This is a genomic window from Blautia sp. MSK20_18, from assembly GCF_020553125.1.
In the GTDB taxonomy this organism is placed as follows: Bacteria; Bacillota; Clostridia; order Lachnospirales; family Lachnospiraceae; genus Blautia_A; species Blautia_A fusiformis.
In genome coordinates this window covers 30,432-47,131 of sequence record NZ_JAJCGR010000017.1, presented here as the reverse complement: position 1 = coordinate 47,131, position 16,700 = coordinate 30,432, and the positions used below count along the sequence as shown (strand labels likewise).

Below are 16,700 nucleotides of genomic sequence, written 5' to 3'. Positions count from 1 at the left end.
ACGCTGACAATATTCAAGAATCCATATATAAAGATTTGTATAACAACGCCAAAACTATGTCAGAAAGACCTGATGGATATCGCTACCATGATACCGCGAGCTACGCTCGTGTGTATAAAGCCCGCAAAGGCTGACAAACGACGACGAAGTCGGGGTGTAGAACACGGGCGGGGTTTATATCAACGGAGAACGGAAAGTCCCCGGCCGACGAAAAGTCGTCCGCGGGTCAAATGTTTCGGTTCTAACTTCGCACGTGGGGCAGAATCCCCGTTCGAAGTCTGGTTACGAGCCGAAACGGCGAGTTATCAATATGCAGAATAAGTGTGCAAAAACAACACAAAAAAAAGAAGCAAAAATGAATTCCGCTTCTTTTTTTTGAACATCGATTGTGAGCCGCCATGAACATGTTCAACGTTCCTCGTCAAATATTCGAATCATCCCAATTATCACTGTCACTGTTAAATAAATCATCAAAGATATTTCCGCTGCCGCTATTGATATCCGGCAAATCGGAAGGCAACGGCTCTTCGGGCTCCATGACAATTCCAAAGTCATCAGGCAGGTCAATATCCAGCTCTGCAGATTCTGTAAAATCTGGCTCTGAGAGCGGTTTCTCCTGTCCTGGATTTGCAACTGTATTATTGTTTTCCGTTTTTGCAGCAGATTGTGCTTCTGGATTTTGTGTATTCTTTTTCTGCTTCCTTCGGTCCTTTCTGGATTTTTTCTTTCCGTTTTTGTCAACGACAGTGGCGGTGGTAGTAACAGCGGAGGAACCCTTGACCTGTTCGTCTGTTTCTGCCTGTTTTACATCAGGCTGTTTTTCCTGCTGTGTCGGCTTTGAACCTTTTTCCTCTTTGTTTTGTGTAGATGCGTTCTTCTTATTGATTTTCGGGGTATCTGTTTTTGCCCGGCCGGGTGAAGCCGCGTCATTTTTTTCAGCTTTTTTGACGGATATTGATAACTCGCCTGCCTCGCAGGACTCGTTACCAGATTTCATCGATAGCTCGCCAGCGAAGCTGGACTCGTTGCCTGACTTCGAACGGGGATTCAGACCCGCGTTCTTCGTTGAAGTCTGAGGTTTAGGAGTCTTCTCTTTAGGCGCATCCTTCGCGTCGACAACGGCTTTTGTCTGACTAAGCGCAGTCGTTGTGACTGTGGTTTTTCTTTCGGAAACCTGATTATCTTTTTCTTTTTTTTCGGTTTTTTCTGGTTTCTTTATTTCTTTTAAAACGGGTTCGGGTCTGGGCTCTGTTTTTGGAAGTTCCTTTTCGGCTTCTTCCTTATTCAATACAGGCGGTGCCTGCTCCTGGCTTTTTGGCTTTGCATCGGCTGGGACTGAATTGCCCATATTTTCAGGCTCCGTGCTGATTTGAGAAGATGGTTCTTCTTTCTCCGCGTTTGGCTCTTCGTCCGGGCTCTCTAAGCCTTCTGACGTTTTAGGCTTTGATGTCTCCGGGTAATAGTATCTAGCCAGCTGCGCTAGGTCAATCGGGCCAAAATACTCTTTGACTGCATCCTCTGCAGTCTGCGGGAAGACTGGTCCGTCCTGTGTTGGGGAGTCTGGCTCACTTTCTGGATTGTCACCGCTATTTTCATCGCTGCGGTTGCTCGTAGTGTCTGACTCGCCGAGATTGACAGCAGCAAATAATTCGGCTGATGTTTTGTTCAGTTCTTCCTCTTTCTTAGCCAGTTCTTTTTCCAGGTTTTTTATTTTTGAATCCATGTTCTTCATTCTGTCTTCACGGATAAAAAAGTCGTGTACGTTTCGCTTTACCGTGTTTTTCAAAACTGAGAACATGGATGACGGTTTTGATGCTTGTTTTAGTTCTTTTTTTAATTTTTGTATCTCTTCATTTTGTTTTTTGAGCAGTTCATCTTTATTTTCTGGCATCATGTGTCACCTTCTTTCTGGTTTTTTCTCTTTATGTTTAATATGCAAAACGGGCGGATTTTTTGACATAAAAAGGTTTTGGCATATTAAAAATGAAATTATCTTTACAAAGAAAGGTGGAAAAATATATGGGGACAATTGATAAAAAAGAAGCACATAAGGTTTTCGGCGAGGTCTGGAAGATGTTTAATACAGTCAGAAAGAATGATACCGATGACGGATGGAAAGCGTGCATGGATGAAGCAAACAGGATTCATGCTGAATATCCATCTGAATTTTATAAAACGGTCGTCCTGGCTGTTGTCGCTGAAGCGGAGAGAGAGGCACGGCTCAATCCGTCTGACCGTCAGAAAGAGTATAAGAATGCTGGAACGGTTTTTCAGGCTGCGTGGAAAATGTTTGAAACGTTTGCTGATGATATAGAGTCATTTAAGGCAAGCGGCATGAAAGCATTGAGCGATTTTAATGTAAAATTCAGCGGAAAATTTGCGGAGAAGATGGGAAGTGCTGTTTATGAAGCACTTTGCAGGGCAGCAAATGACAAAGGCTCGTTTATGACGGACGCTTTTTCGTTTTATCAGGAATTCCAGGGTGGAATTTCTGACAAGTCAGAAGCAGAGGCATATAAAAAAGCGGAAAACATCATCAATGTACATCCGGAACACATGCTGCAGATGATGAATCTGTATGCAGACCTTCGGGCGGCTGCACGATAGAAAGGAGTTTTTTTATGAAATATGACAAGACTTTATATGGAGAGTCTGACCTTTTTGAGATGATTGACGCCTCAGAGGAAAGAAGTACAAACGGCGTTAATATCTCTGTGGCACTTGAATCAAAAGCAGTCAAGGAAGAGGAGATAAAAAAATCGGCAAAAGAGCTGGAACCGTTTAGCTCTGAAGAATTGGAAGGGTATACAATGTCCGGTAACGATTTATCCCGCATACAGATTGTCTGTGGCAGGATAGCGGAAATCACGGTAGAAGATGAACAGGCGGTAATCAATGTTGAAGCCTGCGATGGGTCTGGCTCTGCAGTAATACGCGCAAAAAAAGAAGATGTGCTAGATAAGGCAAAGACCATGCAGAAGGGCGACCCTGTCACGGCAGTGATTGACAGCGAAATGGAATGTGTCAATTTAAGATTCGGACCAATCTATGGTCAGGTATGTATCAGACTCAGGAAAAAGACGAATAAAAAAGTCGGCCTGAACTGCATTGTTTCTATGTAAAAAGTAAAAATTGCAAAAAGAAATCTGGCGAAAGCCAGGTTCTTTTTTTGTGCAAAAAAGAAAAATAAAAAATTTCACTAAAAACGAAAAAACTTTTCAAATTCCGGCATATTGTATCTGACTTGGAAACGAACTTAAAAAAATGCGAAAAGGAGATTTTAAAAAGAATGTCAGAAATTAAGAGATTAAGAAAAATGGCAGATAAAATATATGCAAAGATGGAAAACATGCAGCGCCTGACAGACAGTGAACTGAAAGGCAAAACAGATGAGTTTAAATTAAGGCTGAAAAACGGCGAAACCGTGGACCAGATTATGCCTGATGCGTATGCAGCAGTGGGAGAGGCGGCTTACCGAAGCATTGGTTTAAGACCGTACAAAGTGCAGATTATGGGTGCAATTGCGCTGAATGAGGGAAAGATTGCGGAACAAAAAACCGGCGAAGGAAAGACTCTTACTGCGTCAATGCCGGCGTATCTCAACGCTCTTGAAGGCAAAGGGGTTCATATTGTAACTGTTAATGATTACCTTGCAGAACGTGATGCGGAAGATATTGGAAGAATCCATCGTTTCATGGGTCTTACCGTCGGATGTATCTTAAAGACGACATCACCGGAAGAAAAGAAAAAAGAATATGCAAAAGATATCACATACATTACGAATACAGAACTTGGTTTTGACTATCTGAGAGACAATATGGCGCAGCGGATGGAAGACAAGATGCAGCGGGGATTCCATTTCTGCATTATTGATGAGGTGGACTCTGTACTGATTGATGAAGCGAGGACTCCGCTTATTGTTTCCGGAAACAGCGGCAAGTCTACAAAACTATATATCGCATGTAATGAACTAGCAAAACAACTGGAAAAAGGAGAAGTAACAGAATTATCAAAAGTGGACCTGATGGCAGGGGAGAGGCCAGAAGAGACTGGCGATTATACGGTTGATGAAGAGCACCGCATCGTTACCCTCACGCTGCAGGGAATCAAGAAGTGCGAAAAATACTTCGGAATTGACAACCTGGCAGACAGAGAATATACAGAGTTATATCATAACATCCTGGCAGCACTGAAAGCACATAACCTGATGAAGAAAGATAAGGATTATGTTGTTAAGAATGGCGAGGTCCTGATTGTAGATTCATTCACAGGACGTATCCAGCCGGGACGCCGTTATTCTGATGGCCTGCATCAGGCACTTGAGGCAAAAGAAGGGGTTGAAGTCAAAGAGGAAACTTCTACATATGCAACCGTTACATATCAGAATTTCTTTAACAAATACGATAAGAAATGCGGAATGACGGGAACAGCGTCTACTGAAAGGAAAGAATTTAAAGACATTTATCATATGTCTGTTGTAAAGATACCGACAAACAAACCGGTACAGAGGGTTGATGAGTCCGACAAGATGTTCTTGACTAGACAGTCAAAATTTAAAGCAGTTGTTGACGAGATTAAGAAAACGCATGAGACCGGGCAGCCGATTCTTGTTGGTACATCAACTATTCAGGACTCTGAAATTCTGGATAAGATGCTGAAAGAAGAAGGTCTTCCACATACTGTACTGAACGCCAAGTTCCTAGAGAAAGAGGCCGAAATCATTGCAAAGGCTGGAACGAAAGGCTCAATCACCATTGCAACAAACATGGCCGGAAGAGGAACAGATATCAAACTTGATGATGATGCGAGAGCAGCCGGCGGCCTTAAGGTAATCGGCACACAGCGTCATGAGTCAAGAAGGATTGACAACCAGTTGAAAGGACGTTCCGGCAGACAGGGCGACCCTGGCGAATCTATCTTCTTCCTTTCTCTTGATGATGAGGTGCTCAGGCTTTACGGTTCAGAGCGTATGAAAAATATGTTAAGTCTGGCAGGTATGAAAAATGAAGAGAGCCTTGAAAATGGAACTGTAAATAAATTTGTCAAGAAAGCGCAGACTGTGATTGAGGATAATAACTTCGGAGCAAGAAAGAATGTCCTGAAATTTGATAAGGTAAACAATGAGCAGCGTGAACTGATTTACGCAGAACGTGATGCTATCCTTGAAAAAGCAGATACCAGAAGTACGATGGTGACAATGATTGAAGATTCTATCAATATGGTCATTGATAAACACGCACCGGATAAGAAGGTAACAGATGCACAGTATCAGGAAATCCGTAAAGAAATTGAAGTTCTGGTCCATGGCATTAAAAGCCCGGAATATGAGCCAAATATGAAGAAGAAGAGGCTTTCTGAACTTTATATCAACGCTGCAAAAGACAAATACGTTGACAGGGAAAGAGAGTGGCCGGACGTTAATGTATTCAGAGAATTTGAACGCCAGATTATCCTGAGATGCATTGACATCAAATGGATGCAGCATATCAATGACCTGGAAATCCTGCGCCAGAACATTGCCCTTGTGGGATATGGACAGAAGGACCCAGCGATTGTATACAAACTGAAAGCATTTGACATGTTCAATAAGATGTCTGATGAAATTAAAACAGACTCCGTGTACACACTGTTTTCTTCAAGACTGAAATCTTCAGCGGCAAATAACGGCGCGGTTTAAAAAAGAAGAAGAATACATAGAGGCCCGGGATAAGGATATCTCGGGCTATTTTTTCGCAAAGAATTTTGCATCTGGATTTGTTTTGCATATTTGTGTAGTATAGGAAACATACAAAAAAGAGGAGGAAAAATAAATGTTAAAAAAGTTCAGGATGATGCTGGCCGGAGCTATCGCTGCAGTTGTGGTAATCAGTGGAAGTAATGTCGGATGGATGCAGCAAACAGAAGTTCAGGCAGCGACAGCTTTGAGCCAGGTTCCTGGCTACACAGGAAGCCCATATACTGTTGTCAATGACAATGAGCCGGATTTTGCAAAATCGGATTTCACGACAGATGCTTTTGAGGACTATGGCGATTTGGATAGTCTTGGGCGATGCGGTGTGGCTTATGCAAACATCTGCAAAGAGTTAATGCCGACAGAAAAGCGCGGAAGGATTGGTATGGTTAAGCCCTCCGGATGGCATACCGTCAAATATCCGGATATCATCAAAGACCGGTACTTATACAACCGCTGTCACCTTATTGGATTTCAGCTGGCCGGGGAGAATGCAAATGAGAAAAACCTGATAACCGGAACACGATATCTGAATGTGGAGGGAATGCTCCCGTTTGAAGATGAAGTGGCAGATTATGTTAAAGAAACCGGAAACCATGTACTCTATCGTGTAACTCCGGTTTTTGACGGAGATAATCTGGTTGCTTCCGGAGTGCAGATGGAAGCAGAGTCCGTGGAAGATTCCGGAGCAGGTGTCAAATTCAATGTGTATTGCTATAATGTGCAGCCTGGTATTGGAATTGATTATGCAACAGGCGACAGCTGGGTAGACCAGGAGTCAGTCGTGGACGGAGAGCCGGATGTGGGCGGAAACGCTGACACGAGTTCTGCAAGCGGTGTGTCTGGGAATTCTAGTGGCGCGACAGAACAGACGGAATATGTAATTAATACAAATACTGGAAAATTTCATAAACCGAGTTGTAACAGCGTAAAAAAGATGAAAACAAAAAACAAAAAAGAATATACCGGCAGCAGGGAAGAACTGATTTCAGAAGGTTATGAGCCTTGTGGAAGTTGCAAGCCGTAGGAAGAGCAATAAAAAAAAGCATGCAATAAATATGCAGTCAGAACAAAAAAAAGGCAACTGGCATTATTCCAGTTGTCTTTTTTGTTTGGATAGGTTTTTCTTTGTTTGTAAGTAAAATAATGGTTTTGAGTTGTTGATGTCGTCATTAGTGGTGTGCTCAACTTTAACTAAAAGCATTTGCTCATCTGGATTATCAACAAGGCAGTTGTATGTATAACTTTGGATGGCTACATATTCATTGCAAAACTGTGTATCGGTGCAGATGGCAGCGTAATAAGAATAGAAGTTTTCGATTGGCTCTCTCCGCATGCTCCAAACCTGACAATCTAAAACATGGATGTCGTAATCGTCTAACGCGCTAAATTGAAGTTTGTTATTCTTTTTGTATACAAGTAAAAATAAAAAAAATATACAGATAAAGATATACGTCTGCATCGTTTCCTTTTCTAAGTGTCCATCCATGACAACATGGATAGTATTCCAGACAAGAAAAAATAAAACGACGGCTAAAAATGGAAGAAAGGAAGAAATAGTTACAGCCCTTAAGATTTTCATTGATTTTTTGGCATGTATAGCCTCATCCTTGTATGGCATACGAAAATTGTAAAAATCTTCTAAATTGTCCACGCGCGTTTTTCTTTTGATTTTGTCTTCGTTTCTGTACATTTCTCCTTTTACGGTTTTTTCTTTTGGCATTGGTGATTTTCTCCTTTTGTGTATTTATATTGTTTAATATGCCAAATAAGGATTTTCCTGTACCATTTTTGTACCAGCATTTCTTATCGACGGGCGGGAAAGCCTGGTCACGGTTTTTTAATCCGCTGATAAGGATTCAGAGTATTTCTCTTAACATGTTTTTTTTGCATATTAAATATGTAAAAAATAATATTCGTCTCGTAAATATAACATAGAGACGCGCAAAGAAGGGAGAAAAAGATATGTCTAAAAAATTAAGCAAGAAAGAACTCCAGAAACTGGAACTGCAGATGGGTATCTCAAAGATTCAGCATAACCGTCCGCCGGTTGGAAGGCCAACTGTGTTTTACGGGAAGACCAATAAACAGAAACGGAGAGAAGGTCGGAGGATGGCGAAGGAGGGCTTCGTATAACGCGAAGCCGTCTTTTTTTATGCAAAAAAAAAGAATACCACATTATTTTGTGGCATTCTTCGATAAAATTAGTCGTTTAAGCATACATCGCCTGGATTTCTCTGTCTGCTGCCTGGCGGTATGTATCCAGTGTATCTAATACTTCAGGGGTCAGGCTGATAACCTGCTTGTACTGCGCCAAGTGTTCGAGGCTTGCCCAACAGTCCATAACTGAAGTACGAATCTGAACTTCTACCTTCATTTCTGGAAAGACTTCGTCGTCAGATGTGATTCCTAAAATGACGTGCAGGCTGCGATATCCACTGGGTTTTGGATTTTTGATGTAATCCTTGATATGTAAAACCTGACATTTCGTATCACCGAAATCGTGGATTTTATCAAGGTTATCTGAAATCTTATACACGTCAGAGATAGAATCTGTGATAATACGGATTCCAATGGCATCAGATTCCTCAACCAGCATAGAGTGATAATTAACTGGCAAACCGTCTGCCAGAATCTTCTTCTCCATACTTTCCGGAGACTTTATCCTGCATACAATTCTGGATGTTTTTGCTCCGGAGAATTCGGCTGCAAATTTCGCAATGATGACCGCTTTGCTTTTGACAGTTTCCATATGGGTTAAGTGTGCTCCATAAAATTTTTCTTTTTCGTTTGTTTTCATTTTTTATTGCTCCCTTTCTTTATAAAACCAAAATTTCTCAGAATTAATATGCAGAATAATAAAAAATATGAAACGCTTTATTTTTCTCTTTTTGGAAAATTTTTCATATTATCTGTATGCAAAAAAATATATGCAGCAGGAGGAAAAAATATGAGCTATAAATTGGATATTAAAGATGATGCATTACGAATCTGTGGACTGTTTGGTACATATGAAGCGGCAGACGATGGAAGCGGGGGCTTTCTGGTTTCCGTTCAGCAGGATTCGTGCGTAAATGAGATTGATGCGGATGGGGAGGAATACCTTGTTGATTTTGGGCAGGAATGGAGCGTTCCAGTAAAAAATCTGTCAGAGCTGAATGGTTTTATAAAAAGATGCGAAGAAGAGCGGTTATGGAATTACCTGCCAGGACCGGTGTTCCGGATGAAACCGGATATGGAAAACGGAATTCTTTATATAAGAGGACAAAGCCGAAATTTCGTTATAGGAGAAGGAGATAAGGGTCTGTACGTAGATGAATCCGCAAGCACGAAAAACCATAATTATAGAGATGATTTGCTTGGCATCACCAGATATATGACAGCAGAGGATAAATGGTGGCAGCGACCGGCAGAAGAGACTATAGATATCGCCAGAAATATGAGGTGCGCTGCAATGATTACTTCCGGAGGTAATCTACAGCTTGAATACAGGAATAAAAGTTTATGTATCGGGCAGAAGGACGACGGGAGTTTTTGGGTCAACGTTTCCGGGGACCAGGAAAAACATATTTTCTTTAAAGACAACTGGAAAGAAGTAATTGCATTGCTTGGAAATTGAAAATAGAGGAGAAGGCCTGAGGATAGGTCTTTCTCCTCTATTTTTTTTGCTATTTTTTGGAAATTGTTTTGTTAATTTTTCGGAAATCTTTTACGGCCTGTTTTCCGATTTTAATGATTTTCGGAATGTTGATTGAGTTTACGCCTCCCTGACGTGGCCGAAATGTGATAGGAATATATTTAACGCTGCATCCTTTTTTCGCATAAATGACTGACAGCAAAACATTGGAAAGGTTGAACCCATTTGGGATTAACTGAATATAGCGTTTTAACGTGTCAGTGTTCATTAGGCGGAATGGTGTGTTCGCGTCCTTTAGTGAAACACCGAAACATAAACGTAAGACTAACTTCAAGGTCTTTGTGACAAGCACCCTTGAAAATCCGTCCTGCCTTCCCTTTCTCCATCCAATGACCATGTCATAGTCGCTGCGGTTCTGCCAAAATCCTTCAAATTCTGAAGCCAGCGTTTGACCATCAGAATCTGTCTGAAAAACATAATCGGCATTGTTTGCGATTGCATGCTGATATCCATATAATACAGTTCCACCGTGCCCGGAGTTCGTTTTTTTAACCGGGTGAAGCAGCGGTCTTGTCTCCGCTGCGGCGGAAATAATGTTGTATGTATCGTCCTTGCTTCCATCATCAATGATAACAAGCCGGGATTTCTGGTTTCCGTTGTGCTTTTCAACAACTGGATACCAGTCATTGATAACGTTTAAGATGTTGTCTGCCTCGTTATAGGCAGGGATGATGATATATAAAATGTCTTTTTCTGACATATAAACAGCCTCCGTTCTGATTTAATATATATAGTATGCCTGATTCTCTCCGAGAAGGCAAAGGAAAGAAGGAAACTGAAAACAGAGAAGAAATAGTCCGCAAAAAAAATAAGCAGCCGCATATGTGTGACTGCTTAAAAACATTCGATAGCAAATGCATCAGTGACTTCCTGCTGCAGGAATAATTGAAAAAATTTTGCCTGCGGGTCTTTTTTTGTGTTGTATCTGACAAGAAGGAATGGACAGCTATTGTCTTTGTGCCATTTCTGAAATGTTATGCTATCGACCATGATTGGCTCCGTGCAGATTTCTGTGTCTGTTGCTGCATATGCTGCATAAGTACCTTTTTTGTACAAATCCATTTTTGACACCCGACATGTCATTGTTTCAAATATTATCTCTTTCTTACGTCTTCGTTCCCGGAAGAAAAAATCTACGAAAAAATAAGATAAAACCCAGGCTGTAAAAATAAGGGTAAAGAAACAGCATAAAGAAGCAGCGCGCATATAGCCATGATACCACTGGTAAACGGCCAGCATCGCCATAGCAATGGTTGCCCATATGATAGGAAGCAATGCATCCCATAGTATCCTGACTGTAAACGTCCTGGAGGTCTTGTTTTTGTTCTCAAGGAAGCGCTGTTCGTCATATGTAGGTTTATGGAAGCCTTTCAGTTCTTCTTTCTTAACTTCTTTTGGATTGATTATCATTTGTCATCAGCCCTCCTTACTTATTGCAAAAGGAGAGCCCGAACCAAAACTCAGCAATAGCCCAAAGAGACACGATGAAAGCGCCAATTCCGCAACAGATTGCTGATTCCGAAGAAACGAAAAGTGCATGATGTACAGCCAGATATGTCAGCCCCAATGCGGAACTGATAAGCGGAATGGATAGGAATAAAAGAGTTTTTGCGATAAACAATGCATCTTTATGTTTGGATTTTTCCGTAATGTTTTTTAATCTTTTCAAAGTTAACACCTCCTATTTTTCTTTATATTTACAATATGCAAAAAAGAGTAAAAAAAAATTGTGAAAATGCAGTGAAATTTCACAGCTAAAAAAACACAAAAAGAAATCCTCAAAAAACGAACGATACAGAGTTTTTTCAGCATATTGTATGTATACAGGATATACAGGAAGAAAAACAAAGGAGGGAAAAGATAACGAAAAGAAAAAAATATTGGTTTCCACCTGGATTTACGGTAAGCATTGTCGGTTTTTCCAGCATACTGGCTTTGACCGGATGTGGCAAACAATATGATGTGCTTGACAAAATTGCCGATTCCACGACAGTAGGAGAAAGCATTTCCGATAAAGTGCAGGATGAACTGGATGTGGAATCATCAAACGCGGAATACATCATAAAGCGTCTGGCTGCGGCTGTCAATAAAACGGATGCGGACAGTACTTCTGAAGATGAAGGTACAGAAACAAGCGAAAGGCCGGAATACGACCCATTGAAATATGTGGATGTAAGCGGCTGCAATATTGCTGAAACAGCAAAAACGCAGGATATGGATATTTCCGAAAAGGATATCGATAATGCTGTAAAAGAAGAGATGATGAATCAGAATATCTTCAGTAAAAAAGAAAAATCGGAATCCGGTGATATTGTTACGATTGACTATACCGCAACAGAAGAAGGGCAACAAAAGGCTTTTGTTGATGTGAAAGATGAGGACCGAATCGTCGGAGACAATCTGTTCCCTGACGAAGTTGATGAAAAACTCGTTGGGGTTAAGGCTGGTGATGTGATTAATGTAGAGTATTCATTCCCGAAGGACTACAAGGACAAAAATTATAGAGGAAAGACTTTTGATTATCACATCACAATTAAAAAAGTGAAAGGAATGACACTGACAGATGAAACAGCGGTAAGTCTGTCTAGCGGGGCGCAGACGACGATTAAGGAATACCGTGAGTACATAAAGTCACTTTTAGAGTATAAAAAAACGCAGGAATTAAGTGAAAACGGTGTAGACGCCCTGTGTAAAAACGCAAAAATCACAGGCTATCCGGATGATGTGCTCAGTTATGATATACAACAGGCTTTTATCCGTGTATATCAGGAATCCGGGCTTTCAGATATTAACAGTGATGCTTTTAAGTCTTATGTAAAGAGCATAGGATATGACAGCATTGATGATTTCACAAAGAATATGCAGGAATCAGTTACAGAGGCACTTGAAAAAGAAATGAAAGTCCTTGCCCTTGCAAAAACATATGGTCTTTGGCTGGATGATAAAACATTAAGCAAGGAAATTTTAAATCAGGCAACAGGCTATTCAAGTGCAGAAGACTATTATGCTGATTACTCAAAATATCATGCACAATACGTTATGGCCAGAATCAATATAGCAAAGGAAATGCAGAAAAATGTCAAACAAACAAAACGTGCCGGCTAAAACGGCGCATTATCCAAAAAGAACAAACTTATTATTAAAAAGGACCAGCCTTTTGATTGACGAACTGGATGTAAGGAGAGAAGAGGAGGAGAAGTTTCAGCTCACACCGTATGAGGCTGGACGGTATATGCAGCTGAAAGAGATTTTTAAATGCCAGCGCCCAGCCGAGCCGATTGAGAATGCACTTGAGGACGAAAGGGCCTTAAAAGAAATCCGGAAAGAATACCTGACAGCATCAAAGATAAAAAGAGAAAGGCAGGAGATTAAAGAAAATGCAGATAAAGATGGAGTGGGAGGATTGCTTTTGGCCACCGGGACGCCGGTCATTTTAGTAGGGGTTTCACTTATGGAAACATTTATGACTGCGGGAATCGGTATCATCGTAGCCGGTGCCGCGATGTACGTCCCGGCATTTATCAGAGAAGTAACAAAAAAGAGGAAGGCAAGAAAAGATTTAAAAGAAATTTCAAACTGTCTGGATTCGCTTTCCAATGAGATTGATGAGAAGACGATGAATGTGGACAAGATATGCTCACAATACGGGCTTCCGATTAATTGCCTGGAAAGAGAAAAATACATGGTTCCACTGCTGGAAGCAGCAAAAGAATATGAAATGTTAAACCAGAAAGAAACAGATTATGAACTGCTGGTCCAGATAAACGGAAGCCAGGATATCAGCCGGAAGATTTCAAAGAATCTGGAAACGATATTAGGCCTTCCGGTAAAAGACGAAAAGGAGTATAAAAAAACATTAAAAAAAATTGAAGACCAAATCAAAAATTAAATACAGAAAAGGAGACTTAAAAAAATGATTAACTCTATCAAACAGGCCCTGACAACACGAGACATCAGACGGAAACTGGAAATCATTGTCGGAATAATCTTTCTGACACGTGTGATTTCCATGATTCCGGTTCCCGGAGTGGACGCTTCTGTTTTTAAGCAGTGGATGGCATCCAATTCCAACGATGCGCTCAATCTTTTCTCAGCATTCACAGGAGGGTCATTTGAGAACTTCTCCATGTTTGCTTTAGGCATCACCCCGCTTATTACAGCACAGATTGTCATCCAGCTGATGGCAGGCGTAATCCCGTCACTGGCAAAACTACAGAAAAAGGGTGAGCATGGACAGAAAGTCACAAAGTTCATCACTAACATCGTTGGTATCGTACTTGCAGCAATCCAGAGCCTTTGTATGGCAATCGGGTTCAATAAGAGCGGTATGATTACCGGAAACGCTGTCTTCTCTGCTATTGCTATCACAGTATTTATGACGGCAGGCACAGGAATCATGATGTATCTTGCACACATCATTACAGAAAAAGCAATCGGAAATGGTGTATCTGTACTATTGATGGCGAACATCGTATCCAGGATGCCAGGTCAGTTCGCGTCTATGGCGAAAAGCGTGGTTGACGGAAAGAGTAAAATTGTGGCGGTGCTCTCTATCACCGGGTTTATCGTTTTACTGCTGCTGATGATTATCGTAATCATTTATATGACAGAAGGATATCATCCGCTGCATGTACAGTATAGCCAGAAAATGAGCCAGTCCGGAGAGGATGCCGAAACAGGACAGATTCCGGTAAAGGTAGGAATTTCTGGCGTTATGCCAATCATCTTTGCTTCATCACTCATGGCTATCCCTCAGCTGATTGCAACGATTGCCGGAAAAGGATATGGCAGCGGATACAGCAAAATCTTCCTGAACATGATGACACAGAAGAACTGGTTCGATAACGACCATCCGATTTATGCGGTTGGCCTGCTGATTTATCTGGCACTGATTGTATTTTTCGCGTTCTTCTACCTGCCGGTGACATTTAATGCGGCAGAAATCTCTGACAATATCAGGAAGGCCGGGGGCTTTATTCCGGGAGTAAGAGCAGGAGAGGATACAGAGAACTACATCCAGAGTATTTCCCGCCGCCTTACTTCTATCGGCGTAGTGATGCTGATTTGCGTAACGGTAATTCCAATGGCTATTTGCGGTTCCCTCGGAATCACAACAACCATCAGCGGAACCTCATTAATCATCGTCATCGGTGTTGTGGCAGAAACGATGCAGCAGATTCAGCTTGAAATGGCAGGAAGGAATTATTGCGGAATCCTTTGCCAGGATACAGAAAAATAAAAAAAAGAAGGAGTTAAAAATGGAGATAAGAAAAGGAGAAAATATCGGTGAGCCAGGCGATATCGAATTTAAGAAAGAAGAACTTGACGAGTCTAAAAAAATGACTCCGGATATGAAATATATCAAATGGCCAGGCAACGTAACGGTTATGAAAGAGCTTATGTCAGTTGTGGTGGCATCCGCTGTACTGGCTATGCTGATTGCAGCAGGTGACCAGCTGGGAATGGCAATCGTCAACCTGGTGTTGAAATTTATCTGATATATACGGCGGCTGTATCTTGGACGATACAGCCGTTTTTTTTGTATCCTCAACATTTTTGCATATTGAAACCGTAAAAGAGAAACAATATCTCAAATAAATCAAAGAAAGGAAAATGCAAAAATGGCGAGCATTAATTTATATGAAGAGCCAGTCTATTATTCGGAATTGGCAGATAAAGAAATCACAAAGGAAGGGGTGAAAGAGGACTGTAGCCGAATACTGAATGTCTGCACATATAAAGTACAGAAATATATCAACAGCCACTACGGAAAAAGTTTCCTCAACGAAGATAGCCTGAAAGACATGGTCCAGAATACTGCTGTAAGTATTATGGGAAGCATCAGTGATTACATCCTCACAGACAAAGCAGTCCCGTTTTGGGCATATATCAATGTCTGCATCCGGTCAGCGGCGAAGGAAGCATACCGGAAAGAGACCGGAGCAATGGGCGCATCTGCGCATGTAATGCGCGAGGCATCAAAGACAGTCGAAAAGATGCATAGCGAGCATCTATCAGAAGACGAAGTCGCGAAAAGTATGCATATGAAAAAAAGCACAGTACAGAGCTATGTACGGTTGAAGTGCCATACACTCAGTATGGATGAACCGGTTGCGCTAGCAGCAGTTGACAGTTTTAATGAAGGAGACACCCTTGCCGACAGGATTGGTGAAAAGAAGCAAGATATCTTAAGACGCGACAGTGTCGACGAGGTTTTGAAAGAAGAGCCGGGCGAGGTGCATGAGATTGTTGAAAAAATGCTGGTCTCCATGAACGAAGAGGCCAGGTTCGTTATTGATAACTACCTGAAATATGCGCCGGAAGATAATTGGAGAGAATTGACCATGAAAGCATGCCGGCAAAAGAATATTTCCGAATCAAGGACAATGGACATCATCTACCGGTTCAGGAGAAGAGCAAAACATGAACTGAAGGACTGGGAGAAGAATGGCAGGATTGGCTCAGAGTAGAATTCAGGGCGGAATATCGCCTGTTAAGTATAAATGATGCTGAAGATAAGATTGCAAAGATAAAAGAAAATAAAAGCAAAAATAAAACAGCCTGGCGAAGCCAGGCTGTTTGTTTAACGGAGAGAGGAATGTCCCCGGCCGACGAAAAGTCGTCCGCGGGTCAAATATTTTGGTTTTAACTTCGCACGTTGGTCAGAATCCCCGTTCGTGCACTGCACTCAGCCTTATCGACGGGCGGGAAACCCGCCCTCGTCTGGTACACGCGAGCATAGCTCGCGGTATCACGGCTTCGCTTGTCAGCCTCTGCGAAGCTTGGGTACGAGCCGGAACGGCGAATTATCAACATAAGCGTTTTGTAATTGTTTCTGGTCTCCTGTTTTGCGTCATGATACCGAGAGCTACGCTCGCTTGTCAGCGGCAAAAACCGCTTGATTACCTTCAGACAGACGGCAAACAGGTTTGATAACTCAGTCTTCGGCTTCGTTACCAGATTCGCTTTGCTCAATGACCGCGGTCTCCCGTCCGTCGATGATACCGGATGATACCGCGAGTAAAACAATTAGTATGCTGAAAAAAATGTTCTAATTTTTTTTTGATTTGTCATATTAAAAAAGAAAGAAAAAAATGCCAGGAACGGTTTTTCATAGAGACAAAAAAAGGCAGGAAATATAAAGAAAATAACGGGAGGATAAAAAATGAGAGAATACAAACCGTAGCGTATAGTTGACAAAGAAGAAAGGAGATTAAAATGATGAAGCTTAAAAAGATAAAACATCTTAAGCAAGGAGGAAAAGATATGAAA

General features: G+C 41.5%; 17 protein-coding genes. 11 read left to right on the top strand and 6 right to left on the bottom strand.

Going from position 1 to position 16,700, the window contains the following annotated elements:
* Positions 1 to 421: 421 nt before the first annotated feature.
* Positions 422 to 1,894: a hypothetical protein gene (locus LI091_RS10685; protein ID WP_173733842.1), complete on the bottom strand. Its 1,473-nt coding sequence runs from the start codon at positions 1,892 to 1,894 to the stop codon at positions 422 to 424.
* Positions 1,895 to 2,019: 125 nt separating this feature from the next.
* Here LI091_RS10685 and LI091_RS10680 point away from each other — a divergent pair, with 125 nt between their 5' ends.
* The 4 genes from LI091_RS10680 (at position 2,020) to LI091_RS10665 (ending at position 6,758) form a co-directional block, all read left to right on the top strand.
* Positions 2,020 to 2,607, top strand: coding sequence for a hypothetical protein (locus tag LI091_RS10680; protein ID WP_173733841.1), 588 nt, complete (start codon positions 2,020 to 2,022; stop codon positions 2,605 to 2,607).
* A gap of 14 nt (positions 2,608 to 2,621) precedes the next feature.
* On the top strand, positions 2,622 to 3,122 hold the full coding sequence (locus LI091_RS10675; protein ID WP_173733840.1) for a hypothetical protein: 501 nt from the start codon (positions 2,622 to 2,624) through the stop codon (positions 3,120 to 3,122).
* A gap of 167 nt (positions 3,123 to 3,289) precedes the next feature.
* Positions 3,290 to 5,677, top strand: a complete 2,388-nt coding sequence (secA, locus tag LI091_RS10670) for a preprotein translocase subunit SecA (RefSeq protein ID WP_265191159.1) — start codon at positions 3,290 to 3,292, stop codon at positions 5,675 to 5,677.
* A 133-nt stretch (positions 5,678 to 5,810) separates the two neighbouring features.
* The gene (locus tag LI091_RS10665; RefSeq protein WP_173733838.1) at positions 5,811 to 6,758 is read left to right on the top strand and encodes a DNA/RNA non-specific endonuclease; all 948 of its coding nucleotides are present in this window, start codon (positions 5,811 to 5,813) and stop codon (positions 6,756 to 6,758) included.
* A gap of 63 nt (positions 6,759 to 6,821) precedes the next feature.
* Here LI091_RS10665 and LI091_RS10660 read toward each other — a convergent pair whose 3' ends face one another.
* Positions 6,822 to 7,454: a hypothetical protein gene (locus LI091_RS10660; RefSeq protein ID WP_173733837.1), complete on the bottom strand. Its 633-nt coding sequence runs from the start codon at positions 7,452 to 7,454 to the stop codon at positions 6,822 to 6,824.
* A 242-nt stretch (positions 7,455 to 7,696) separates the two neighbouring features.
* Here LI091_RS10660 and LI091_RS10655 point away from each other — a divergent pair, with 242 nt between their 5' ends.
* Positions 7,697 to 7,867: a hypothetical protein gene (locus LI091_RS10655; protein WP_158526450.1), complete on the top strand. Its 171-nt coding sequence runs from the start codon at positions 7,697 to 7,699 to the stop codon at positions 7,865 to 7,867.
* Between the two features lie 76 nt (positions 7,868 to 7,943).
* Here LI091_RS10655 and LI091_RS10650 read toward each other — a convergent pair whose 3' ends face one another.
* On the bottom strand, positions 7,944 to 8,531 hold the full coding sequence (locus LI091_RS10650; RefSeq protein WP_173733836.1) for a GTP pyrophosphokinase: 588 nt from the start codon (positions 8,529 to 8,531) through the stop codon (positions 7,944 to 7,946).
* Between the two features lie 150 nt (positions 8,532 to 8,681).
* On the opposite strand from LI091_RS10650, the gene LI091_RS10645 reads away from it, so the two are divergent.
* A complete protein-coding gene (locus LI091_RS10645; RefSeq protein WP_173733835.1) occupies positions 8,682 to 9,350 on the top strand; it encodes a hypothetical protein in 669 nt (222 codons plus the stop codon).
* A 49-nt stretch (positions 9,351 to 9,399) separates the two neighbouring features.
* Here LI091_RS10645 and LI091_RS10640 read toward each other — a convergent pair whose 3' ends face one another.
* The 3 genes from LI091_RS10640 to LI091_RS10630 all read right to left on the bottom strand — a co-directional run bounded on the left by LI091_RS10640 (position 9,400) and on the right by LI091_RS10630 (position 11,097).
* Positions 9,400 to 10,128 (bottom strand): glycosyltransferase family 2 protein, encoded by a 729-nt coding sequence (locus LI091_RS10640; RefSeq protein ID WP_173733834.1) that lies wholly within the window; start codon positions 10,126 to 10,128, stop codon positions 9,400 to 9,402.
* Positions 10,129 to 10,262: 134 nt separating this feature from the next.
* Entirely contained in the window at positions 10,263 to 10,838 is a 576-nt protein-coding gene (locus LI091_RS10635; protein ID WP_173733833.1) for a hypothetical protein, read from the bottom strand.
* 16 nt (positions 10,839 to 10,854) lie between these two features.
* Positions 10,855 to 11,097 (bottom strand): hypothetical protein, encoded by a 243-nt coding sequence (locus tag LI091_RS10630; protein WP_173733832.1) that lies wholly within the window; start codon positions 11,095 to 11,097, stop codon positions 10,855 to 10,857.
* A gap of 293 nt (positions 11,098 to 11,390) precedes the next feature.
* On the opposite strand from LI091_RS10630, the gene LI091_RS10625 reads away from it, so the two are divergent.
* From LI091_RS10625 to LI091_RS10605, 5 genes are all read left to right on the top strand, one after another.
* Positions 11,391 to 12,533: an FKBP-type peptidyl-prolyl cis-trans isomerase gene (locus LI091_RS10625; protein WP_173733831.1), complete on the top strand. Its 1,143-nt coding sequence runs from the start codon at positions 11,391 to 11,393 to the stop codon at positions 12,531 to 12,533.
* Positions 12,505 to 13,317 carry a hypothetical protein gene (locus tag LI091_RS10620; RefSeq protein ID WP_173733830.1) on the top strand — a complete coding sequence of 271 codons (813 nt, stop codon included), beginning with the start codon at positions 12,505 to 12,507 and terminating at the stop codon, positions 13,315 to 13,317. Before LI091_RS10625 ends, LI091_RS10620 begins: the two co-directional genes overlap by 29 nt.
* A gap of 24 nt (positions 13,318 to 13,341) precedes the next feature.
* Complete coding sequence (gene secY, locus LI091_RS10615; RefSeq protein ID WP_173733829.1) at positions 13,342 to 14,667, top strand: preprotein translocase subunit SecY; 1,326 nt, start codon at positions 13,342 to 13,344, stop codon at positions 14,665 to 14,667.
* A 19-nt stretch (positions 14,668 to 14,686) separates the two neighbouring features.
* Positions 14,687 to 14,926 (top strand): hypothetical protein, encoded by a 240-nt coding sequence (locus LI091_RS10610; RefSeq protein WP_110103350.1) that lies wholly within the window; start codon positions 14,687 to 14,689, stop codon positions 14,924 to 14,926.
* 123 nt (positions 14,927 to 15,049) lie between these two features.
* Positions 15,050 to 15,898, top strand: a complete 849-nt coding sequence (locus LI091_RS10605) for a hypothetical protein (RefSeq protein WP_173733828.1) — start codon at positions 15,050 to 15,052, stop codon at positions 15,896 to 15,898.
* The last annotated feature ends 802 nt before the right edge of the window (positions 15,899 to 16,700 follow it).